This window comes from Serratia sp. CY37869 (assembly GCF_052168895.1).
In the GTDB taxonomy this organism is placed as follows: Bacteria; Pseudomonadota; Gammaproteobacteria; order Enterobacterales; family Enterobacteriaceae; genus Serratia; species Serratia ureilytica.
On record NZ_JBJNLU010000001.1, the window covers coordinates 808,225 to 831,113 of the forward strand.

The 22,889-nt window shown below is 56.9% G+C and carries 17 protein-coding genes; all 17 read left to right on the forward strand.

Translation table 11 applies throughout. The features are described 5' to 3' along the window. The first annotated feature begins 382 nt into the window (after positions 1-382). The 17 genes from ACJ8J1_RS03905 (at position 383) to ACJ8J1_RS03985 (ending at position 22,884) form a co-directional block, all read left to right on the forward strand. Positions 383-958 carry a helix-turn-helix transcriptional regulator gene (locus ACJ8J1_RS03905; RefSeq protein ID WP_004935315.1) on the forward strand — a complete coding sequence of 192 codons (576 nt, stop codon included), beginning with the start codon at positions 383-385 and terminating at the stop codon, positions 956-958. A 108-nt stretch (positions 959-1,066) separates the two neighbouring features. Next, complete coding sequence (locus ACJ8J1_RS03910) at positions 1,067-1,936, forward strand: hypothetical protein (RefSeq protein ID WP_033643652.1); 870 nt, start codon at positions 1,067-1,069, stop codon at positions 1,934-1,936. A gap of 34 nt (positions 1,937-1,970) precedes the next feature. Continuing rightward, positions 1,971-7,757, forward strand: coding sequence for a non-ribosomal peptide synthetase (locus ACJ8J1_RS03915; protein ID WP_033643651.1), 5,787 nt, complete (start codon positions 1,971-1,973; stop codon positions 7,755-7,757). A 1-nt stretch (position 7,758) separates the two neighbouring features. Continuing rightward, complete coding sequence (locus ACJ8J1_RS03920; RefSeq protein ID WP_033643650.1) at positions 7,759-8,586, forward strand: Cof-type HAD-IIB family hydrolase; 828 nt, start codon at positions 7,759-7,761, stop codon at positions 8,584-8,586. 131 nt (positions 8,587-8,717) lie between these two features. Continuing rightward, positions 8,718-8,951, forward strand: coding sequence for a hypothetical protein (locus ACJ8J1_RS03925; RefSeq protein ID WP_004935304.1), 234 nt, complete (start codon positions 8,718-8,720; stop codon positions 8,949-8,951). Between the two features lie 84 nt (positions 8,952-9,035). Continuing rightward, entirely contained in the window at positions 9,036-9,434 is a 399-nt protein-coding gene (locus ACJ8J1_RS03930) for a hypothetical protein (protein WP_033643649.1), read from the forward strand. A gap of 70 nt (positions 9,435-9,504) precedes the next feature. Further along, on the forward strand, positions 9,505-11,013 hold the full coding sequence (locus ACJ8J1_RS03935) for a PhoPQ-activated protein PqaA family protein (protein WP_033643648.1): 1,509 nt from the start codon (positions 9,505-9,507) through the stop codon (positions 11,011-11,013). A gap of 639 nt (positions 11,014-11,652) precedes the next feature. Next, on the forward strand, positions 11,653-12,192 hold the full coding sequence (locus ACJ8J1_RS03940) for a fimbrial protein (RefSeq protein WP_004935293.1): 540 nt from the start codon (positions 11,653-11,655) through the stop codon (positions 12,190-12,192). 56 nt (positions 12,193-12,248) lie between these two features. Beyond that, positions 12,249-12,932, forward strand: a complete 684-nt coding sequence (locus ACJ8J1_RS03945) for a fimbrial biogenesis chaperone (protein WP_033643647.1) — start codon at positions 12,249-12,251, stop codon at positions 12,930-12,932. Positions 12,933-12,986: 54 nt separating this feature from the next. Then, a complete protein-coding gene (locus ACJ8J1_RS03950) occupies positions 12,987-15,563 on the forward strand; it encodes a fimbria/pilus outer membrane usher protein (RefSeq protein ID WP_033643646.1) in 2,577 nt (858 codons plus the stop codon). A 42-nt stretch (positions 15,564-15,605) separates the two neighbouring features. Continuing rightward, positions 15,606-16,547: a fimbrial protein gene (locus ACJ8J1_RS03955; protein ID WP_033643645.1), complete on the forward strand. Its 942-nt coding sequence runs from the start codon at positions 15,606-15,608 to the stop codon at positions 16,545-16,547. Between the two features lie 137 nt (positions 16,548-16,684). After that, positions 16,685-17,044: a hypothetical protein gene (locus tag ACJ8J1_RS03960; protein ID WP_004935280.1), complete on the forward strand. Its 360-nt coding sequence runs from the start codon at positions 16,685-16,687 to the stop codon at positions 17,042-17,044. A gap of 73 nt (positions 17,045-17,117) precedes the next feature. Continuing rightward, the gene (locus ACJ8J1_RS03965; RefSeq protein WP_004935276.1) at positions 17,118-18,413 is read left to right on the forward strand and encodes an HlyD family secretion protein; all 1,296 of its coding nucleotides are present in this window, start codon (positions 17,118-17,120) and stop codon (positions 18,411-18,413) included. Further along, on the forward strand, positions 18,400-20,535 hold the full coding sequence (locus ACJ8J1_RS03970; protein ID WP_004935271.1) for a peptidase domain-containing ABC transporter: 2,136 nt from the start codon (positions 18,400-18,402) through the stop codon (positions 20,533-20,535). Before ACJ8J1_RS03965 ends, ACJ8J1_RS03970 begins: the two co-directional genes overlap by 14 nt. Positions 20,536-20,650: 115 nt before the next feature. After that, positions 20,651-20,851: a hypothetical protein gene (locus tag ACJ8J1_RS03975; RefSeq protein ID WP_015378375.1), complete on the forward strand. Its 201-nt coding sequence runs from the start codon at positions 20,651-20,653 to the stop codon at positions 20,849-20,851. A gap of 86 nt (positions 20,852-20,937) precedes the next feature. Next, complete coding sequence (gene gspS, locus ACJ8J1_RS03980; protein WP_033643644.1) at positions 20,938-21,336, forward strand: type II secretion system pilot lipoprotein GspS; 399 nt, start codon at positions 20,938-20,940, stop codon at positions 21,334-21,336. Between the two features lie 114 nt (positions 21,337-21,450). Then, positions 21,451-22,884, forward strand: a complete 1,434-nt coding sequence (locus tag ACJ8J1_RS03985; protein WP_033643643.1) for an EmmdR/YeeO family multidrug/toxin efflux MATE transporter — start codon at positions 21,451-21,453, stop codon at positions 22,882-22,884. Positions 22,885-22,889: the final 5 nt, after the last annotated feature.

Consider the following 22,889-nt stretch of genomic DNA (forward strand, 5'->3'; position numbering starts at 1 on the left):
TCAATGTCACGCAATGTTATGTTCTATATTATGTGTTTTTTCGATATTTATCTGGATATATTGCGCTCTTGGAGTAAAATTAACGTATCAGAGAAAAATCTTAGCACCGTGATGCTGATGGCAATGATGCCTTATAAATATATCTTACGATAACAATTTCCCTTGCGAAGCGCGGCAGCTTACCGCGTCTTGCTTTTGTATGCTCTCCAGGGCAGATGATTTATATAACCCTATATATAAAATGCACTTTTGCGAGGCAAGGTCTTTTTTGCTTCGCCTATAACGCTTTTTTATTAAAAAGCACGTTAAAACAAAAAATAATCACAGCAATGATATTGCAGTAAGGAGAGTGAGCAAGCGTAGTCAAAAGGGAGGTTTGTTAATGGAGCGCGTCAATATCGCTATTGTGGATAAAAATCAATTCTTCAAGCTGGGGTTGAGTCTTGCCTTGCAAGAAGGTTTTCTCACGAATGGCATTAAGGCCAAGATCACGGGAGAAGAACGTGCCAACATCATATTCAGGGCGCCGGACAAGCGGGTGTCCATAAATTTTTGTCATACCCAGCTTTTGCAGGGCAACTTTTCTTCTATTCCGCTCTATTTTTCAATATTGGAGCATAAAAAGACATTCCCTAAAATTCATTGCAATTTGGAAGCCGGAAGTATTACGCGCAAAGACAGCGTGGCGGCGATCGTGGACAAGGTCATGTTCTGCTATCGCAAGAAAAATAGTTTGGTTTCAAGCTATTGCCCGCGTTGTCGTACCCAGTTGACCTTTAGCGAGGGGAAAGTGTGCCGTTTAATCCATCTGGGCTATTCACAAAACCAAACGGCGATGTTGCTCGGCATCAGCCCGAAAACGGTGAGTATTCATAAACGTTCGGCTATGAGAAAACTGAACATCGATAATAATATTGAATTCTTGCGCTGGTTAAAAATGCACAGCGACTCTTGTTAATCAGGGAAAGGACGCGAACGGTCCGGCGCCGTATTATCAGCGGCGCTGAGCGGTCATCTTTTATTGATTTCCGCCCGGCATGGAATCGGTTTTATAGGGAGATAAAACATGGCTGTCTTTGTGAGAGAAGCGGTTTCTCATAATCATTTCAAATTATTGCAGGAGCTTTATGGCAGAGATTTGGGCGGGGAGCGTTTCCTGCACTGGAAGCATTTGCTCGATCCGCATTGTGGGGCGCCGATGGAAAAAACAGGCATATTTTACAAGGATCAAGAACGTTATCTCGGGATGTTTGTATCCAGTTTTTATCCTTTTAAAATCAATGAATTGTCTTTTAATGTTAATATGCTTGGCGATCTTGGGATCCACCGTCAGGTCAAATCTTCCACCGTCTTGAAAGATTTTTTCCTGCAGGCCAGGCGTTCGGATGTGGCGGCGGATATCTGCTTTTCCGATGACAGGAAGATCAGGGTTTATGAAAAGATTTTTAGAAAGTATTTAACGACCAATACGCAAATCTATCCCTTCGTCGAATTAACCTTAAAGCCTGATAAGTTTATGGCCTTTCGTTTTACCGAGGGCGGACAAGCGCGGCAGGCCAGCTTTATCAATAATCTGGGGCGAGAAAAAGATCATCGCGCATTTGAATATATTGAAAAACATCCTCTGTATCATAAAATTCATTATATCAATAAAGGCAATCTCTACGCTGTGATTGGCTGTTCCAGTGAGTGTGCCGAACTTTTGGATATTTCCAATCCTTCCAGGGAGTGTTTTTCCTGGGCCATCGGCGTTTGTCGGCACCTGCATAGCCGTTGCAAAGTGATGATCCCTATTGATTTTTACAAGTCGATTTGCGCTCAGGCGGCGGAGGTCATTGCAGAAAAGCGCATCAACATGCTGATCGGTTATTACTCAGAAAAGATAAGCGAGCTGATGCCGAAAGAGGTTTGGGTATGCCGCATGGATCGCCGTTAAGCAGGGCACGTGTATTCTAAATGGAGTGTTTGTCATGGAAGAGATTCCTGTATCACCCTATTCAAAAGTTTTTATCGATGAATATGACCGCCATCCAGAGGGCTGTAATTACAACGTATTGGTGCTGCAGCGTATTGAGGGCGCGCTGGATCCCATCAGATTACAAGCTGCGCTGAATGCGCTGGTGCAAGATCATGTCCTGCTGAACAGCCATATTCATGAACGGAATGGCGAACTGTATTGGCGTCGCAATGACGCAATCCATCCTTTGCAGCATTACACGGACCGCACGCTGCTGACCCAAGTGATTCGCCAGCCCTTCGACATTTACCGCGGGCCGCTTTATCGTTGGGCGCTTTTCGCCGAGGGGCCGGGGCGCTATACCCTGGCGCTGGTGGGCCATCATCTGGTGATCGACGGCGCGTCTTCCGACGAGTTTTTCTCATTGGTGAGCCAGTACTATGGTCAACAGCGGCTATCGACCCGCCTCGAGGCGGCCGAGATTGCCGCCATCAACCGGCAGCTGCAGCGCGAGGTGGAACAACTGGCCGCCGATGGAGCGCTGGCGCACTGGCGGGCCGAAGCGGCAAATTTGGGCGTGATAGACGTGCCCTTTGAGAAAAGCGGCGCCGTGCGAAACGATGAGGCGGCCGAGCTGCGTTTCCAGGTGCCCAAAGCGCAATGGAAAGCGCTGAAGCAGAGCGCGGGAATACGGCGAATGAATGACTTTCTGGCGTTGCTGGTGCTGTGGGGCATCTTGATGGCGCGCAGCGGCAATCAGGAAACGGTCTATATCAGCTATCCGGTGTCGATAAAAAAGGGGCAAAGATTTGCGCTTGGCGGGCATGTCAACACCAGCGTGATGCCCCTCGCGCTGCGTGACGGCGAAGGCTTCGCCGCCGTTTATCAACGCGCGCTGGCGTTTATTACCGCCGCGGCGCCGCACTCGCGCCAACGGTTTAACCAACTGCCCACGCAACAGGTGGTGCAGGCGCTGGGTATCCGCGCGATGCCGATTTCCTTTGCCCAAACCAACCTGCGCGATGCGGCATTGGCGCTGGCCGATTGCGCCACTTCGCCGTTGTTTGAAGCCAACCACGATATGGCCAGCGCGTCGCTTTCCCTGGAATATGAGGATCGGGCCGACAGCGATGCCTTGCAGTTCCGGCTGCGTTTTCGTCAGGACATGTTTGACGAAGATGACATGCGCGACTGCGCGGAACATTTCATGCGTTTGATGCAAGCGGCGATGCGCGCGCCTGACGCGCCTTTACGCCACCTCGCCTTTTATCCCGCCGCCGACATGCCGCCAGATGACGACGCGGTCCCTGCGTTGCCGAGAGAAACCCTCAGCGCCCGGTTTGAGGCGATCGCGCTGCGTTATCCGGATAAGATTGCGCTGGAGTTTGAGGGGCTGCATGTCAGCTACCGTGAGCTGAACGGCATGGCGAATAGCCTGGCGCGCGAAATTACGCTCCGCTACCAAGCGCTGACCGGGGGCGCCCCTCAGGCGGACACGCTGATTGCGCTGTACAGCGAGAAAAGCCTGGAAATGGTGGTGGCGCTGCTGGCGGTGCTGAAAACCGGTGCGGCCTATGTGCCGCTCTCCTGCAATTATCCTCAGGCGCGCATTCGGCATATTCTCGAAGAAACGCGTGCGCCGGTGCTCATCGCCGGGGAAAGCCTGCAGTCGGCCGCCGAGGCGCTGGCGGCGATGATGCCGCACGCCGTGTCCGTCCTCACGCTGGGCGATCTGAACCGCCTGCCGCACGAGCGGCAGAATCTGCCGGCCGTCACCGGCGCCGACCGGCTCGGCGCGGTGATCTATACCTCGGGATCGACGGGGATCCCGAAAGGCGTGATGCTCGAGCAACACGCGATGTGCGGGTTGGCGACCGCATCCGGCATCGCTGTCACGCCCGATGACGTGTTGCTCTTCCTCTCGAGCCCGGCGTTCGACGCGGCGACGTTCGAGGTGTGGGGCGCATTGCTCAACGGCGCCAAATTGGTCGTCGTGCGCGATACGGAGGATATCGCCGGCGATGTGCCGCAGTTGGAGGCCTTGCTGCGTCGGCAGCAGGTATCGATTCTGTGGGCGACGCGCAGCCTGTTCGATCATCTTTACCTCAGTCACCCCGACCTGTTCGCCGGGCTGCGCTGTCTGCTGGTGGGCGGGGAGGCGCTGACCGCCACGCTGATGCAGCGCCTGGTGCGGCAAGCCAACCGCCCGCAGCAGGTCATCAATGGCTATGGCCCGACGGAATGCACCACGTTCACCACGATGTACGCCATCGCGGCGGACGAAACCCGCAGCAGCATCCCGATTGGGCGAGCCATACCGGGGCGCGAACTTCATGTGCTGGATCGCTGGCTGCAGCCGTTGCCGCCAGGGCTGGCCGGCGAGCTGTATATCGGCGGAGACGCGCTGGCGCGCGGCTATCTCAACCAGCCGCAGCAGACGCAAGAGCGTTTCATTACGCTGAACGGGCGACGCTTGTATAAAAGCGGCGATCGGGTGCGAGAGTTGCGCGACGGCAATCTGGAGTATCTCGGCAGAAACGATTGCCAGGTAAAAATCCGCGGTTTCAGAATTGAACTCAGCGAAATAGAAAATACGATCAATGCGCTGGAGGGCGTCGAGAAATGCGTCGTGGTGGATGTCGTCCATCGCGATAGCAAGCGCCTTGCCGCGTATGTGCTGATGGCGCGGGGCGAGCCGCTGGATCCTGCCGATTTGCGCGCCCGGCTGGAGCGGATCCTGCCGGATTACATGGTGCCGTCCAGCTATGTTGCGCTCGACGAGATACCGCTGACGGTGAACGGCAAGCTGGATCGCACGGCGCTGCCCGCTCCGCAATTCGCGCAAAGCGAGCGATATGCCGCGCCGCAGAATGCGCTGGAGGCGTTGATTTGCGCCCTGTGGGCGGAGATCCTCGGCGTTGAACGGGTTGGGGTGGATGACGACTTCTTTCGTCTGGGCGGCGATTCGATCCAAAGCATCGTGTTCACCAGCGAATTGAGCAAGTCGGGCTATCACAGCAACTCGCGTGCGGTGTTCGAAACCCGGAATGCGCGGGCACTGGCCAAGCGCATCTTGCAGCAACGGGACGCGATTGCGCCGCTCAATGAACAGGGCGAGCTGCAGGGCGAATTCGAATTGTTGCCGATTCAGCGCTGGTACAACGAGCAGCCGCCGCAACATCGCGCCTTCTTCAACCAGACTTTTTTGGTGCGGGTGCCGCCGATGTCCGCCGAGCGCGTGGCCGATCTGGTCAACGGGCTGGCGTCGCGCCATGACATGCTGCGCGCGCGGTTTAGCGCCGACGATGCCGGCGCGCTGGTCGCGCAGCGCTATCTGTCGGTGGCCGACGGCGGCCCTTCATGGGGATACTATGACCTGGCGCTTTGTCGCCAAAGCCGCGCCGAACTTCTGCATCAATGGCAATCGGGGTTTGATCCGGTAGAAGGGCCGCTGTGCCGCTTCGTCTACATTTTCGACAGCAGCGCGCCCGGCTATGCGTTGATGTTCTGCGCATTCCATCATCTGATCATCGACGTGGTGTCCTGGCGCATCATCGTCAGAGACATGCGACGGTTGCATCAGGGCGAATCGCTGTCGGCGAAAGGCACCAGCTACCGGCAGTGGGGCGAGACGTTAAGGCACTACGCGGCGAGCCGGCATGACCAATGCGCTTACTGGTTGGCGATGATCGCCGGGCAACCCGATTACGCCACGCTCAGCGAGGGGGCGCAGAGTCCGGCGTTTTGCCGCTTAGAGTGCGACGCGGCGTTGACGACGCTGTTGATGGACACTTGTCATCAGGCCTACCGTACCTCGACCCGCGATGTGTTGCTGGCGGCGCTGGCGCCGGTGCTGCAGGCCTGGCATGGCCGTGCGGACAGTTACCTCACGCTCGAACACCATGGCCGCGATATCAATGACGATAAGATCCAGCTCGACGACACCGTCGGCTGGTTCACCGCCTTACTGCCTTTGCGCATCACCGCGCATCAGAGCCCAAAACACACGCTGCGCGCCATCAAGGACACATTAAGAAAGATGCCGGATCACGGCATCGGCTATTCGGCGCTGAAATACGGTTCAGCGTCGGACGACGAAGCGATAGCCTGTCTGCGGCGCCACCGCTTGCCGGCCATTTCATTCAACTATCTCGGCGTCTTTAACGAACAGACTGACGACGCCCTGTGGGCCTTGATCGACCAAACGGCGGATCTGGAAAACGGCGCGCTGCCGGCGAGCGACAATGTGCTGGATCTGGTGCTCTACGTGCACGGCGACCGGCTGAGCATCGTGATGTCGGGCTTATTGCCGCAGGCGACGCTGGCCCGGCTCGGTTCGCACTATAGGGAGAGCGTGTCGGCGCTTGTCGAACACTGTTGCCACGAGGCGAGCCAGGGCGTTCGCCTCGCCAGCCCGGGGGACTTCCCCCATGCCGACGTCAGCCTCGCCGAGTTGGACCACTGGCAGCAACGTCATCGCATCGCCGCCGTTTTCGAGGCTACGGTTACGCAGCGGGAACTGATGTATTTCAACCGGCTTAACCGCGAGTATCAGATCGATCAGGCCGTTTATGAGGTGGCCGGCCCGCTGCAGCCGGAGGTGTTGAACCAGGCCTGGTCGCTGGCGCTGCAGCGCTTTGAAATGCTGCGCGCCGGGTTTGGCGATCAAACCCGCCGTGGGCGGCCCAACGTCTTCATCTGCGAGACGCTGCAGGCGCCGATCGCGATCGAGGATTGGACCGATGCGCCGCCGTCCTCGCTGGAAGAAAGGATGGAAGCGCTGTTGGCCCGGGAACGAGAAACCTCGTTTGAGCTGGATGCGCCGCCGTTGATCCGCTGGTGCCTGATCAAGTTGAACGCCGATGAGCACTATCTGGTGCAGACCTTTAACCATATCTTGTTCGACGGTTGGTCCCTCGGCGTTCTGTTCGAACACTGGTTCAACGACTACCTCACCTTGCTGGAAGGGGGCGCGCCGGCGCTGGAAATTAACCGATTTGAGCCGTTCGCCGCTTATGTGCGCGCGCACGGCGACGATCCCGAAGCGCAGGCGTTCTGGGCGGACTATTTGCGCGGAGCGCCGGTCAACCAACGTTTGCCGTTGAGCGCTTCGCCGGATGCCGCGCCGCAGGGGCGACGTATGCGGCAATATGGCGCGGAATTCACCGCGGAACAGGTGGCAAGCCTCACCGCGTTTTGCCGGCGCCAGGGGATCACGGTCAATCAACTGACGCAGCTGGCCTGGATGCTGGCGCTGGCCGAAGCGCTGGCCTGTGACGATATCGCGATCGGCACAACCATGAGCGAGCGCCCGGCGGACATTGAGCAGGTGCAGACGCTGTTTGGCCTGTGTGTCGCCAGCCCGGTGCTGCGCCTGCAGGCGATTCGCCGCCGGCCCATTTATGCGTTGCTGGCCGATATCGCGGATTCCCAGACGCTGAGGCAGAAGTACGCCTTTTCCGAACTGAACCGCTACGACGAACAATGGGTGCCCACTTCGCCGTTCGGCAGCCTGTTTGTGTTTGAAAACATGCCGCAACCGCAGAAGGATCCGCGCTTGCCGTTTACGTTCCGGGTGACGGATATCGTCAGCGGCAGCAACCACCAGACGGTGCTGTGCTTGTTCCCCGAAGCGGAACGGCTCGCCATTTCACTGTTTTATGATTCTCACGAGATAGCTCAGGAGAGCATCGTTGCGGTAGGACGCCGTTTTCAGGCCATTGCGCTCGCGATCGCCCACCTTCCGCCCGACAGCGAAATCCGCGCCGAAGACGGGATTATCCTGGCGGAGGAGGCGTGATATGTGGCTTGCTATCGACGGCAAAATAAAATACCGGGCGATCGTGAGCGATCTTGACGGAACCTTGCTGGATCCTGCCGGGAATCTGTCTGATCTGACGGTGGAAACGCTCAATATCCTGCATGCCCGCGGGCTGGAAATCGTCATCGCGACAGGCCGTTGCGATGCGGATGCGCGCGGGATTGTGGATGGCTTGGGGTTCTCGCCGGCGATCGTCTCCTGCAATGGCGCGATGGTCAATATCGAGGGGCGGCCGGTGGCGGATAAACGCTATTTCCTGCCTCGCGACAGCCAAATGATGTTGATGGATTACCTCTTCGCCTGTCCGCTCCACGTGACGTTGTTCACCCAGGAAGGATGGATGATGGCCGAAGAGAATCCGCATTTTGCCGACTATATCAAAACCTCGGGCGTCGCTTGCCGCTATGTCGAGCCGGAGGCGATGAAACGGCAACCGATCCTGAAAGTGCTGCTGCAGGGTGAAGCGGCGCTGATCGAGCGGTTTTACGACGAGGTCAGTCAGGCTTTCGGAAAAACGCTGTCCATCTGTAAGTCCTCTGCGGAAACGATAGACATCATGGATAAGCATATTTCCAAGGCCAGAAGCGTGGCCGACTATCTGAGCGCCAAACAGATAGCGATGCGCGATTGCCTCTCTTTCGGCGATGCGATGAACGATTTGGACATGCTGCGCTGGGCCGGAACGGGGGTGGTGATGGGCAATGCCATGGGCGAATTGAAGCGCGCGCTGCCGTTTAACCCGATTGCGCTGCCCAACAGCCGCAATGGCGTCGCCGATTATCTCTGCCGTGAGTTCGGCCTGTTCTGACATTGTCACCGCCGCGCGGGTGAACGCATTGGCAACAGGGTCTTTCGTGGGCAGTTAACAAGGAGGTGAACAAACAGTGAGGGTTTCATTTTTTCATTACTAAACATGTCGATAAATACAAAGGAGACAGTATGAAAGAACTGACTGAAGCAGAAGTCATGGCGGTTTCCGGCGCAGGCATCGCTTCCGATGCCGGCAAAATCCTGGGCAATGGCATTGGCGCCATCGTAGATGCCGGTACCGGTCTATTCGGGATCCACGCGGATGCGGCGGGCGCCGGCGCCAAACTCGGTGAGGGCATTGGCGCCGTCATCGATGCCGGGATTAGCGCCTTCTCGCAGCTGTTTGGCCGTAAATCGTCATAAGCCCGGCCCTTAATGAAAAGTGCCCGCAAGGGCACTTTTACTTCGCTCATGTCGGGAGCCGGAAGAACGGCAAAGGGAGAGTTCATGGCGAATAAAATCATCTTGATCATGGTCATCAATCTGTTCGTGGCGGTGGCGTTGGCGGTGTTTAACTTTATCTATATCCAAAAGAAGGTGGATATACGCGCCCCCAATGACGCCACGCCCTTTCAGGTGACCGAGAAAGCGCAGGGCAGGATCGTCTCCATGCAGCAGACCTCGGTATTTCTGAACAACAATCCTGTGGTGGCGTTTACCTTGGAAATCAACGCCAGGCGCAAACAGTTTACGATCGCTGACCATCGGGAGGTGGTGCTGTATATCGCCATGAGCCGTTATGAGGAAAACGGCGTTTACAGCCTATTGCTGGGCGAGAACGACAGAGACGTGGCGTTCGAAAAGGACAGCTTTGGCTATCCGATACGCTGTCATCAGGTGCTCTAGGCGCGCGGAAGGTTTCCTGCCGCCAGGCGGCGTAAAAGGGATTTGCCACGGACAAAGGGGGGAGGAAAAAATGCTGAAACGCATCGGATACATCGCGCTGATTTGCCTGGCCTTAATCGGCGGGCGGCAGGCCATGGCGGCAGAGGAAGATCGCTGCTTTGCGGACGAACATCCCGCCTTGCACACCGTTATTCCTTGTTATAACAATCAGTTGGCCATATTGCCTCTGTCATATTCGTTAAAGGGCGTGGATAACGGCCATGACGTGTCGATACGCCATTATCGGTTGATGTCGCAATCCTGGTCGCCGCAAGACGCCATCCGGCCGACGCAATGGTGGCACGATGTGGATATTTATATCCCCAACGGGGCGCTTGCCCGTAAAGCGTTGGTGCTGATGAGCGATGACTGCGCTTGCGCCGCCGCAGGGGCGAGCGGGCCAGGCAAGCAAAATGCGGCGTTTTCCGTCGCTACGCCGGCGGCCTTGGCGGCGGAAAGTCACACCATCGTGATTGTCGTCAACCGGCTGCCTTATCCGTACCTGGAATATCAAAATGAGGGGCGGCGTCGTGCGGGGGAGGACAGCCAGGCCCGAGGCTGGCGATTGTTCCTGGACGATGCGGATGAGTACTTGATGATGCCGCTGGCGATCCCCATGACGGCGGCCTTGTCGCAAACCATGACGCTGGCGCAGCGCGAATTGAGCCGATGGGGGATAGATAAATTCATCGTGGCGGGCGCGGCGAGCGGCGCAACCGCGGCGTGGCTGGCGTCATTGTCGGATGAGCGCATCGATGCCGTCGTCGCCATGTTCCCGGATGGGGTCGCGGCGCGGCAGGTCTTGAAGCATACCTATCGTACGTATGGCGGCCGTTGGCCGTTGGCGTTTCATCCTTATTACCAACTCGGCATCGATCGGCGCATAGAGACGCCGGCGTTCGACAAACTGATGCAAATAGCGGATCCCACCGCTTATCCGCCGCCGACGGCGGGAGAGCGGCCAGCGGCGGCGAAATATGTCATCATCGCCAGCGGCGACGAACGTTATCCGCCGGACAGCACGCGATTCTATTTCAGCGCCTCACCGGGAGAGGCTTCGCTGCGCGTGATTGCCGACGGGGATCGCGCGGCAAGCCGGCCGGCCGCCGAACGCGCCATACTGGCGATGATCAAGCGCCGCCAGCGCGATATCGCGTTGCCGACGATCGAGGTGCAAGGCAGCGCCGCGGATGCTGCGGTGCGCACGCTGCGTTTTTCCGAACCGCCGGCCACCGTGCGGCGTTGGAGCGCGCACAACCGCACGGCCCGAGATTTTCGTTATTCGTGCGGCGTACGCTTTACCCCGGAGCCGTTGGCCGCAGCGGAGGCCGATCGCGGCGAGTTTCGTCTGGCCGCCCCGGCGCAAGGCTGGGAGGCCACCTTTATCGAGGCGGTGTTCAACGATGGGTTTATCGCGACCACGCCGGTCTTTATCACGCCTGACGATAACTATCCGTCCGCCGTTCCCGCGGGCGATGGCCTGGCGTGTGAAACCCTACCCGGCAGAGGGCTGGGGGAAGATTATCGCCATGACGATTAATTAGCGGCGCCGAAAAACAATAAGGCGGCAATGCGTTATTCTGCGCGACAGAGCGCATTGTTGCCTTGTTTTCGAAATAGTGAACGGCGTCAGACAGAATATTTCTGCGTAACGCCATTTTCTCGTTGTCACATGACCGCGCCGGTTTCACGAACGGCGAATGCCTTATTCTCCCTCCTGTTCGATAAACCGTTATCGCCATGCTTTTCCTATTCCTCTGCTCCTCTCGCTGCCGCCGCGTCGTGATGCCTTTCGTAATATAACTGTCATTTATTTCAGGGCGAGTTTTATCGCCCGGCTTTCATTTTACGGCGATGTCGCCCGATTTTCCGGCTGAGGGAGAAATGAGGAGGATCTGGCGAAAGCGCCTTCGAATAGCGCGAGAATAAATTCCCTGGCGGCCAGATGATTGAATCAAGAAACGCCGATTTGGCGGTTTTTTCAAAATAAAATTAAGAATGATGCTAATTCTATTTGGGGTAATTATCTTTTCTCATCTTTACATTGATTTTATGTATTGCTAAAGGGGGAAAGCTAAGCATAATTAACTGTGAAAGGAGCGGAGCTCCTATTCTCCCTGTTCGGGTTCTCCGTGGCGGGGATATTTTGAAGTCTGTCTAATCAAAAGGAGAAGTACCCATGATGGAAAAAAAAGTGATTATGTTGGCATTTGTCGCGGCAGCGTGTTCAAGCGCTTTACCTGCTCTGGCAGCAGATGGTCAGGTTAATTTTACCGGGAATATTGTCGATGCTGCGTGCAAGGTCACGAATGACTTGAGTAATCCATTAAATGTTGTTTTGGGTGATGTGGCCCGAACGGCATTTGCGGGTGGCAAGGGATCAACGTCCAGCGCGACAAAATTCACGCTGGAAGTCACCGATTGTCCGGATACGGTAAAAAGCGCCACCGTTAAGTTCGACGGCGCGGCCGATAACGGCGACAGCAACGTATTGCAGCTGACCCAGGAAACGGATGTCGCTACCGGCGTCGGTATCCAACTGTCTGATATTTCTAACAGTGTTCTGCCGCTTTACACGGCGTCGACGGCTTATCCGTTGGCTTCCGGCAGCGGCGTGAAAAATAACCTCGATTTTACCGCCCGCTATATTTCCACGCAGGCAGATGTTACCGCCGGTAAAGCCAATAGCGTCGCCACCTTTACGCTGAATTATAACTGATAATATTTTCTTGCCCGCTGGTTCACAGCGGGCTGTATTGCCTCGGAGATAATATTATGCGTTTTAATCGCTACGGCGCCTTAGCGGCTTTCATTATTTTATTGTTTGCGTCTACGGTTCACGCCGGCGTGGTGATTGGCGGGACGCGGGTGATATTCAACGGCGAAAAAAAAGAAGCGTCAATCAGCGTGGAGAATCCGGATAAAGAACCGTATTTGATTCAGTCCTGGCTGGAGAATCAACAAAGCGGGGTGGATAAAATCGCGTTTATCGTTACGCCGCCTTTATTTCGGCTGGACGGCAACCAGGAAAATATGCTGCGCATCGTGAAAGTGGGCGATGGCTTACCGAAAGATAAAGAAAGCTTGTATTGGATGAATATTAAATCCATTCCTTCAACAACCCAGGCGGGTAAATCGAATACGCTGCAAATAGCGGTCAAGACCCGCATTAAATTGATTTATCGGCCGGCGCCGCTGCTCCGCCAGGTGCCCGAAGAAGTGACGCAGCAGCTGAAATGGCAGCGTGTCGGTTCAGAATTAAAACTCACCAACCCAACGCCTTATTATATGAACTTTCATTATGTCCGCATCGGGGGGCGGGAAATGAAAGAGGTGGCGTATATCGCGCCGATGAGCAGCGAAATGTTTGCATTGCCCGTGGCGGGCGCAACGTCGGTAAGCTGGAAATTAATTAATGATTATGGCGGCACAGGGAAAGAACATCAGTCAGGTATTTAATCTGTAAGGGAAGGCAGACAGAGGGATAAAACATTTCAATAATGGAGCTAATGAATGATAACTCAAAAGCGTATATTAGCGAAGCGGGATGCTTGGCTGAAACGCATAGCCTTATTCACGGCAACAACGGCGGTATGCGGCAACATGGCTAATCCCGCCTTCTCTCGTGACTATTTTAATCCGGCGTTGCTGGAAACCGGGCGCTCAGGTCAGCAGCACGTCGATCTGTCGATTTTTGAAAATGGCCAGCAGGTTCCCGGCACGTATCGGGTCGATATTTGGGTGAACGACATGCTGCTGGAAACGCGCGAGGTGTCGTTCGCTCTGCGGGCCGGCAGCGACGAGAAGGCCGATCTGCAGCCTTGTCTGACGCGGGAAGATCTGAAACGGCTTGGGGTGAAAGTTGAGCTGTTTCCCGGTTTGGCCGGTGCCGATCGCTGCGCGAATTTGGCCGCGATCCCGCAGGCCTCGGCGCAATTTCAATTTAACCGCCAACGCCTGATGCTGAGTATCCCCCAGGCGGCGTTGGAAAATAAGGTGCGCGGATACGTTCCGCCGGAACAATGGGATGAAGGCCTGCCGGCGATGCTGCTGAACTATGGCTTCACCGGCAGCAACAGCAAGGGGCGCGATCGATTCACCCAGAGCGCAAGCAGTTATTACCTTAACCTGCGGCCGGGCTTCAACCTGGGCGCCTGGCGAGTGCGGAACTACACCACCTGGAGCTACAACAGCGCCGGCGGCGGGCGAGCGTCGGAGGATCGTTGGGACTCCGTCTATACCTACGCCCAGCGCAATATCATCCGCCTGAAAAGCTTGCTGACGCTCGGCGAAAGCAGCAGCCCGTCCGATGTGTTTGACAGCGTATCGTTTCGCGGCGCGCAGCTGGCTTCCGATGACGACATGTTGCCGGAAAGCCTGCGCGGTTATGCGCCGGTGGTGCGCGGCATCGCGCGCAGCAATGCGCAAGTGGTCATTCGCCAAAACGGCTATGTCATCTACCAGAGTTACGTTGCGCCGGGCGCGTTTGAAATTTCGGACATGTACCCGACCGGCGGCAGCGGCGATTTGGAGGTGACTATCAAGGAGGCGGACGGCAGCGAACAGCACCTGACCGTTCCCTTCGCCAGCCTGCCGGTGCTGCAACGCGAAGGGCGGCTGAAATATGCGCTGACCTCGGGGCAATACCGCACTTACGATCACAGCGTAGATAAAAAGATCTTCTCGCAGGCCAGCCTGATTTATGGCTTGCCCGCCGGTTTCACCCTGTATGGCGGCGGCCAATTCGCCGGGCCGTATCAATCGCTGGCATTGGGTCTGGGCAAGAACCTGGGCGAGTTCGGCGCCCTGTCGGCCGACGTCACCCAGGCGTGGGCAAAGCAGGAGCATCAACCGAAAAGCGATGGTCAGTCATGGCGCGTGCGGTACAGCAAAAATATCGTCGAGACGGGGACGAACTTCGCCATCGCCGGCTACCGCTATTCGACCAGCGGCTACTATGGGCTGCAGGAAGTGCTGGACACCTATCGCAGCGGCAACCGTTACGCCCCGATAGACCGCCGCAAAAATCGCGGCGAAATCACGCTGAACCAGAATTTATGGGAAGGGGCGGGGTCGCTTTCACTCAGCGCGGTCTCCGAAGACTATTGGGGCTCCGAGCGCAATATGCAGTCGCTGAGCGCGGGTTACAACAATAGCTGGAATGGCATCAGCTACGGTTTTAACTACAGCTACAGCCGGAATTCACAGGCTATTTACGGCGATTCGAACCGCGGGCGCATTTACGATCGCGATCAGATCTTCGCTTTCAACATCAGCGTGCCATTAGAGAAATGGCTGAGCAACACCTACGCCACCTACAACCTCAACACCAGCAAAAAAGGCAATACCAGCCATACGGCGGGCCTCAACGGCACGGCGCTGGCCGGCGGCAACCTCAGCTGGAGCGTACAGGAAGGGTATGGCAGCCAGGGCCAGGGCAACAGCGGCAACGCCAACGCCGACTGGCGCGCGACGTACGGCGAACTCACGGCGGGCTATGCCTACGATCGCAGTCAACAGCGCGTCAACTACGGGGTGAAGGGCGGGGTGATCGCCCATGAAGACGGTGTGACCTTCGGTCAACCGTTCGGCGAAACCGTCGCCCTGGTACAGGCGGCCGGCGCGAGCGATGTGGCGGTCGGCAATCAGGTCGGGGTGAAAACCGACTGGCGCGGCTACGCGATCGTTCCTTACGCCACGCCTTATCGCAACAATTCGATTCGCCTCGATGTCGACAGCTTGCCGGATGATGTCGATCTCGAGTTGACGAACCAGTCGGTCACGCCGACTCGCGGCGCGGTGAGCCGGGCGAATTTCAAAGCCAACGTCGGCAGACGGATTTTGATGAAGGTGACGGACTCGCAGGGGGCACCTCTGCCGCTGGGCGCCAGCCTGCGTCTTGCCGAGGGGGCGACTCAGCCGTTCCTGGTCGGCGGCGACGGCGTGGTTTATCTGACCGGCATGGCGGAAAAGGGTCTGCTCATCGCGCAGTGGGGCAGGAATGGCGAGAACCAATGCCGCATCCGTTACCAGTTGCCGGCGGAGCCGCCGTCAGCGGGTCTCCAAACCCTAAACGGCGTTTGCCAATAGATCTCGCTCTATTTCCATCATGACTTTTAAGTGAGAGTGAAAATGAACGTTTTTCTCAGGATATTCGGTTACGGCGCCCTGGTGTGGCTGGCGACGCTCACGACGGCGGTTTATGCCGGCACCTGTACCACCAACGCGAAAACCGCCCGTATGGGGTTGCTGACGCTGGCCGTGGATCCGCGCATTGAAGTCGGCGAGCAGTTGGCTGTTCGAACCGAGAACAGCATTAACGGCACGACGTTTTCTTTTCTTTGTTCCGGTTCGGTCGCCTATCGCTCCATGTCGCCGCTGACGCCGAGCGCGCTGCCCGGCGTATTTGAAACGGGCATCGAGGGCGTGGGGGTGACGATTTCAGACTTATGGCAGAGCAATAAGAACGTGCCCGTCAACACGGCGATTTCGCCCAACTTGCTGACGCCGTGGATCAATCGAAACGATGTTCGGCTGACGTTTATTAAAACCGGCCCGATCAAAACCGGCGGCGATATGGGCGGGAAAATTATCGCCAGATATTATCTGGATTCGACCTCCATTTTGGATATCAGTATTTCCGGCATGAAGGTCATTCAGAAAAGTTGCCTGGTTGATTTGAACTATAAAAATCAAACGGTAAATCTGGGCAGCCCTAAACGCAGCGAGTTTAACGGCGTCGGCAGCACGGCGGCGTCTTCCGAACGCAATTTTTCCGTGGTTCTGCAATGTCAGGAGGACAATATTCCGGTTCAGGTCACGTTCGAGGCGGCCGGAAATTCGCCTGGCGTGGGAATGATTGATATCGCCGACGGCGCCGATGCGGCGAAGGGCGTCGCCGTGGAAGTGTTGGATGAGAACCGTAATCCATTAACGTTTTCCAGACCGATCAATTACCACACCGCGGCTGAAAAAGAGATCAGGATCCCCTTGATGGCGCGCTATAAGCAAACGGGAGCCATTAGCCCCGGACAGGCCGACGCGGTGATGACATTCACCATTACGCAGAATTAAAGAGACCCCTATTAAAAATATAATGTCGTCTGTTCGCGCGACATTATTGGTGGCATCAGGCGCTGCAGGCCGATGCCAATGCAATGACAACACGCATGTATGGCAGTGTTTGTCCGTTTAAATATGGAGATTAACCAATGAAAGAACTGTCTGTTATCGAAATGAATGAAGTGTCAGGCGCTTATTCCTGGGATATGAGCAATGGACTGTCGGGGCTGATTGGCAGCGCCGTCTCCAATGCCGCGGAAGCCGTTTCATCCATCGCTCTGGGCGCCTCCGTGGGCAGCATGGCGGGCGCCGTCATCGGCGGTAAGCACGGCGGCGACGGCGGCGGCCTGCTGGGCGTCGGCTCGATTGGCCAGGGCGTCGGCATGGTCGCCGGCGGCATCCTGGGCGGCGTAGCCAGCGGCGTGGCCGCAGCCGTTATTGGCTGGGACACCACGCTGGAATACTCCAAAAAAGGCCTCGATGGGCTGATTAACGGCACCATCAGCTAAATCCATACGCGGTCCAAAGCCGCAGCGTTCTCGCTGCGGCTGTCTCCCGGTCAGGCAAGCGCAGGTTCTTCCTATGAGTGATAATAAGAGCAGGAATATTTTCCGCCAGGAGGCGGTCAATTATCAACGTCAAAGATGGACCGGCAGGGCGCTGTTAATTTCCGGCGCGTCGAGCCATGTGATTGCCGCCACCTGTTTCACTTTTATTCTGATCCTGGCGGGCGCACTCTATTTTTGCGAGTACACGCGCCGGGTCGATGTTGAAGGCGAGGTGATCAGCATCCCGCATTCCACCAATGTGTTTTCCTCCCAATACGGTTACGTGAGCCAGGCATTCCATAAAGCCGGTGACGTCGTGGAAAAGGACGAACCGCTGTATGTGATTGATGTCTCGAGAAGCACCACGTCCGGCAATGTCAGCCATATCGCGGCCAGCGAAATAAGCAAACAGATTAGCAATCTGGATTCGATAATCAGCAAGCTGAATAAAAATAAAACCGCCATGCTGGATAATTTGCGCAAACAGATCAATAGCTATGAAAACGCCTATAAAGAAACCGAGAAACTGAACCTCAGCGCCAAAGAGGGGATGGATAAAATGCGCGATAGCCTGAAAAATTACGAACACTATTTGACGAAAGGCCTGATCACTAAAGATCAGTTAAATTATCAGCGCTCGCTCTTTCAGCAACAGCAAAGCTCGTATCAGGCGCTCTACAGCCAAAAGATCCAGCAAAATATTCAACTGTCGCAGTTGCGCAGCGATTTGCTGATTCGCGCCGCCGATTACGACAATCAGATATCGCAAAGCGAATCGCAACGCAGTGATTTACAACGCCAGCTGGCGGAGTCCAATGCCGGCGGCCAGGTCATTATCAAAGCGCCGCTCAAGGGGAAAATCGAGTCGCTGAGCGTGACCGCCGGGCAGGTGGTCGAGAGCGGCAGCAGTCTGGCGCAAATCAAACCGATTGATAACATCAAATATTATCTGGTTTTATGGCTGCCGAATAACAGTTTGCCCTACGTGAAAATCGGCGATGGCATCAACATTCGCTATGAAGCCTTCCCGTCGGATAAATTCGGTCAGTTTCCGGGAAAAATAGAATCCATCTCGTCGGTCCCCGCCTCCCCGCAGGAAATGTCGGAATACAGCAGCGGAAATAAAAGGGAAAGGAACGCCTACTACAAAGTGCTGGCGTCCATCAGCGACACGCAATTCAGCGATAAAGGCAAATATCTCGAAATCAGCAGCGGGCTGCAGGCCAGGGTCATCGTCTTCCTGGATAAGAAACCGCTTTATCAGTGGGCGATCGCGCCTTTGTATGACATAAAAAACAGCGTCGTGGGGCGAGTCGATGAAGGACAATAATCTCTTTGAACGGATCAACGAGAAGTTAACATTCTCACTGCGCAAGCGGGTGCCGAGCATCTTGCAGTCGGAGTCATCGGAATGCGGCCTGGCGTGCCTCGCCATGATCGCCTCCTATTACGGGTTTAATGTGGATATGCTGAGCCTGCGGCAGCGATTCGGCATTTCCACCCAGGGCGCGACCCTGGGGACGATCTCTCAAATCGCGTCGCAAATCCAGCTGAAGACGCGCGCCTTGTCCTTGGACATCGACGAAATCAATCAGCTGAAAACGCCCTGCATACTGCACTGGAATATGAATCACTTCGTGGTGTTGGTTAAGGTGCAGCGCGCCGGTTTTGTCATTCACGATCCGGCCTTCGGGCGCAGAGTGATCGGGCTGCAGGAGATGTCGAATCACTTTACCGGCATCGCGTTGGAGCTGTGGCCCGACAGGGCCTTTCAAAAAGAGACCCTCAAGACCCGTTTGCGCCTGCTGGATTTGATGAAAAACATCGAGGGCCTGCCGGGGACGCTGCTCAAGATCTTTGCGTTATCGATAGTCATCGAATCGGTCAACCTGCTGCTGCCGGTGGGAACGCAACTGGTGACCGACCATGTCATTCAGGCGCATGACTACAGCCTGCTGACGGTCATCTGTTTGGGGCTGATCTTCTTCACCTTGTTCCGCGCGGTGGTCAGTATCGCCAGGGCCTGGATCTCCATCGTGCTCGGGACGCTGACCGATATTCAGTGGAAGACGACGCTGTTTGAACACCTGATGAAGCTGCCGCTGGATTTTTTCGAGAAACGGCACCTGGGGGACATTCAATCGCGCTTTTCCTCGCTGGATGCGATCAGAACCACCTTTACCAATAATATCGTCAGCGGGATCATCGACGGCATCATGACGGTCGGGCTGTTCGCGATGATGATGGTCTACGGCGGCTGGCTGGTCTGGGTCGTGGCGGGCTTCACTCTGATCTACATCCTCATCAGGATGATGACTTACAGAACCTACCGTCAATTCTCGGAGGAGCAGATCGTCAAGGCGGCCAAGGCCAACTCGCATTTCATGGAGACGCTGTACGGCATCTCGACCGTCAAGGCGCTGGGCATCAAGGAAACGCGCTCCAGCTATTGGCTCAATCTGAACGTCGATGCCGCCAATACCAATATCAAAATCACTCGATTCAATATGATGTTCGGCGGGATCAATACCTTTATCACGACGCTCGATCAGGTGGCGATCCTGTGGCTTGGCGCCATGATGGTCATCGACAATTCCATGACGCTCGGCATGTTCATGGCGTTCAATGCCTATCGCGGCCAGTTCTCTCAGCGGGCCTCGAGCCTGATCGACCTGGCGATCGGCTTGCGCATGCTGTCGCTGCACAATGAGAGGATATCCGACATCGTCTTTACCGATGCGGAGACGGAGTCCGCGCCGCGACAGGTTTTCCCCTCGGGCACGGGGATTGCCATTGAGGTAAAAAATCTTACGTATCAATATGACGCGCTGTCGCGGCCGATCTTCAAAGACCTGAACATGCGCATTGCGGCTGGCGAAAGCGTGGCCGTCGTGGGCGCCTCCGGCGCGGGCAAGACCACTTTGCTGAAGGTGATGTGCGGTTTGCTCAGCCCCACTTCCGGCCAGGTTTTGGCCGACGCGATGGATATCCATAAAGTCGGGGTGAATAACTACCGTAACGCGATCGCCTGCGTGCTGCAGGACGACCGGCTGTTCTCCGGGTCCATTGCGGAAAACATCAGCGGGTTTGAGGTCAATGCCAATAAAGAGCTGATCATGGCCTGCGCGATACACAGCAATATCCACGATGAAATCATGCAGATGCCGATGGGCTACGAAACCCTGATCGGCGAGTTGGGTAATGGCATCTCCGGCGGGCAAAAGCAACGTCTGTTTATCGCGCGCGCCCTCTATCGCCGCCCGAGTGTGCTGTTTATGGATGAAGCGACCAGCCATCTGGACGTTGAGAATGAGTCGGCGATCAACCGGGCGATATCTTCGCTGAATATTACGCGCGTGATCGTCGCCCACAGAAAGTCGACCATCGACTCGGCCGACAGGGTAGTGGTGCTGGGGGCCGAGAGCGGCGCGCCGGCAGGCGGCGGTGAATAAAGGGCGCTTGCCGGCGCCGGGGCGAAGCCGGCAATGCAGGCTGTCCCCACGGCGAAAATCGCGGTAAAATGCAGCAGTTGACCCTATCGCATTCCATCAGGCCGTCGAACCCGCTATGAAAACGCGCAAACCGCGCCGCCCGCCCGGGCGGTGGATCTATTACATCCTGCATGAAGACATGCTGTGGCCTTGCCCGGTCAAATGGGAGTGGGAGAGCGGCTATAACGCCTGGCTGCCGTTTTACTATTCCCCCACGCTGGAATTCGTCGCCGGCAACCCCGCCCGCGCCACCAAGGTCAGCAGCGGCCGACGTTAAGCGGGCCGCGCGTGCTGCTCGCCTTGCCGCCCGACGTCCGCTCACCTAAGATCATCTCATCACCCACAGGTTTTCCCGGAGCCCCCATGTTGACTCTGTTTCGCACGTCTCTTTGCGGCGCGCTGGCATTGCTGCTGCTCGCCGGTTGTCAGCAGACGGCGCATAAACCGGCGCCGCCGCTGCAGGCGCAGCTGGATCACATCGCTTCGATGCTGGCCGGCGGACACTTCCTGCGCGTGGACTGCGGGCGCAGCGAGATACCGGACGATGTGAAGCTGCAGCGCACCGCAATGCGCGCGGCGCAGCGCCGCGGCTGGGACACGCAGGCGGCAGGGTATCGGCAGTTGCCGGCGCTTACCCAGGCGCGTTACCTGACCCTGCAACAGGACAATCAGCTGCTGACGGAAAAATGCGCTGCGCTCAGCCGCAGCACCGCCCGCTTTATCGCGGCGGCGCAGGCCGATCAGGAAGATTACATGGAGTAGCGCGCCGGCATGCCTTTCGGGCGCGCTTTATGGGCGCCCCAAAATTCTTTGCAGGATAACGATTTATCGATCATCATTTGAAATGATGTTTCACTTTTACCCATCGAGCCCATCTTGAACCTGTATGCCGCACTGCGTCAGCGCGTGGAAAATACGCGCTGGTACGCCAAACGGAAAAGCTACCGCGTGCTGTTCTGGCGCGAGATCACGCCACTGGCGGTGCCCATCTTTCTGGAGAACGCCTGTGTCCTGCTGATGGGGGTGCTGAGCACCTTTCTGGTGAGCTGGCTCGGCAAAGAGGCGATGGCCGGAGTGGGGCTGGCGGACAGTTTCAACATGGTGATCATCGCCTTTTTCGCCGCGGTGGATCTCGGCACCACCGTGGTGGTGGCCTTCAGCCTCGGCAAGCGCGATCGCCGGCGGGCGCGGGCGGCGGCGCGTCAGTCGCTGGTGCTGATGACCGGCGTGGCGCTGCTGTTGGCGGCGGGCATTCACCTGGCGGGCGAGCCTATCATTGATGTGATCGCCGGCGCGGCCTCGCCGGAGGTGAAAGCGCTGGCGCTCTCTTACCTGCAAACCACGGTGTGGAGCTACCCGGCGGCGGCGATTGCGTTGATCGGCAGCGGCGCCCTGCGCGGCGCGGGCAACACCAAGATCCCGCTGCTTATCAATGGCGGCATGAATATCCTCAATATCATCATCAGCAGCATCCTGATTTACGGCATGCTGGGCTGGCATGGCCTGGGGTTCGTCGGCGCCGGGCTGGGGCTGACGATTTCCCGCTATATCGGCGCCATCGCCATCCTCTACGTGCTGGCGATCGGCTTTAATCCGGCGCTGCACATCACGTTGAAAAGCTATTTCACGCCGCTCAAAATGAGCATCCTGTGGGAAGTGCTGGGGATCGGCATTCCCGCCAGCGTCGAGTCGGTACTGTTTAACGGCGGCAAGCTGTTGACGCAGATGTTTGTCGCCGGCATGGGCACCAACGTGATCGCCGGCAACTTTATCGCTTTCTCCATCGCTTCGTTGATCAACCTGCCGGGCAACGCGTTGGGATCGGCCTCGACCATTATCGTCGGCCGGCGGCTCGGCAAAGGCGAGATCGGCCAGGCGGAGCGGCAGCTGCGCCATATTTTCTGGCTGTCGACCCTTGGGCTGACCGCCATCGCCTGGGGCACCGCGCCGCTGGCCGGGGTGTTCGCCGCGTTTTATACCTCGCAGGATGATGTGAAAACGGTGGTGAAAACCCTGATCTGGCTCAACGCCGCCTTTATGCCGATCTGGGCCGCTTCCTGGGTCTTGCCCGCCGGGTTGAAAGGCGCGCGCGACGCCCGCTTCGCCATGTGGGTGACGATGCTCGGCATGTGGGGGTGCCGCGTGGTGGCCGGCTACGCGTTGGGCATCGAACTGGGCATGGGCGTGGTGGGCGTCTGGTTGGGGATGTTCCTCGATTGGGCGGTGCGCGGCGCCTTATTCTACTGGCGCATGGTCAGCGGGCGCTGGCTGTGGAAATATCCGCGGGCCAGGCGCTCGGACGCCGAATAAGCTCG

What these genes read in the sequence shown, in the direction of transcription:
- ACJ8J1_RS03905 (WP_004935315.1), top strand. Translation starts at nt 383, where the DNA reads ATGGAGCGCGTCAATATCGCTATTGTGGATAAAAATCAATTCTTCAAG.
- ACJ8J1_RS03910 (WP_033643652.1), top strand. Translation starts at nt 1,067, where the DNA reads ATGGCTGTCTTTGTGAGAGAAGCGGTTTCTCATAATCATTTCAAATTA.
- ACJ8J1_RS03915 (WP_033643651.1), top strand. Translation starts at nt 1,971, where the DNA reads ATGGAAGAGATTCCTGTATCACCCTATTCAAAAGTTTTTATCGATGAA.
- ACJ8J1_RS03920 (WP_033643650.1), top strand. Translation starts at nt 7,759, where the DNA reads ATGTGGCTTGCTATCGACGGCAAAATAAAATACCGGGCGATCGTGAGC.
- ACJ8J1_RS03925 (WP_004935304.1), top strand. Translation starts at nt 8,718, where the DNA reads ATGAAAGAACTGACTGAAGCAGAAGTCATGGCGGTTTCCGGCGCAGGC.
- ACJ8J1_RS03930 (WP_033643649.1), top strand. Translation starts at nt 9,036, where the DNA reads ATGGCGAATAAAATCATCTTGATCATGGTCATCAATCTGTTCGTGGCG.
- ACJ8J1_RS03935 (WP_033643648.1), top strand. Translation starts at nt 9,505, where the DNA reads ATGCTGAAACGCATCGGATACATCGCGCTGATTTGCCTGGCCTTAATC.
- ACJ8J1_RS03940 (WP_004935293.1), top strand. Translation starts at nt 11,653, where the DNA reads ATGATGGAAAAAAAAGTGATTATGTTGGCATTTGTCGCGGCAGCGTGT.
- ACJ8J1_RS03945 (WP_033643647.1), top strand. Translation starts at nt 12,249, where the DNA reads ATGCGTTTTAATCGCTACGGCGCCTTAGCGGCTTTCATTATTTTATTG.
- ACJ8J1_RS03950 (WP_033643646.1), top strand. Translation starts at nt 12,987, where the DNA reads ATGATAACTCAAAAGCGTATATTAGCGAAGCGGGATGCTTGGCTGAAA.
- ACJ8J1_RS03955 (WP_033643645.1), top strand. Translation starts at nt 15,606, where the DNA reads ATGAACGTTTTTCTCAGGATATTCGGTTACGGCGCCCTGGTGTGGCTG.
- ACJ8J1_RS03960 (WP_004935280.1), top strand. Translation starts at nt 16,685, where the DNA reads ATGAAAGAACTGTCTGTTATCGAAATGAATGAAGTGTCAGGCGCTTAT.
- ACJ8J1_RS03965 (WP_004935276.1), top strand. Translation starts at nt 17,118, where the DNA reads ATGAGTGATAATAAGAGCAGGAATATTTTCCGCCAGGAGGCGGTCAAT.
- ACJ8J1_RS03970 (WP_004935271.1), top strand. Translation starts at nt 18,400, where the DNA reads ATGAAGGACAATAATCTCTTTGAACGGATCAACGAGAAGTTAACATTC.
- ACJ8J1_RS03975 (WP_015378375.1), top strand. Translation starts at nt 20,651, where the DNA reads ATGAAAACGCGCAAACCGCGCCGCCCGCCCGGGCGGTGGATCTATTAC.
- gspS (WP_033643644.1), top strand. Translation starts at nt 20,938, where the DNA reads ATGTTGACTCTGTTTCGCACGTCTCTTTGCGGCGCGCTGGCATTGCTG.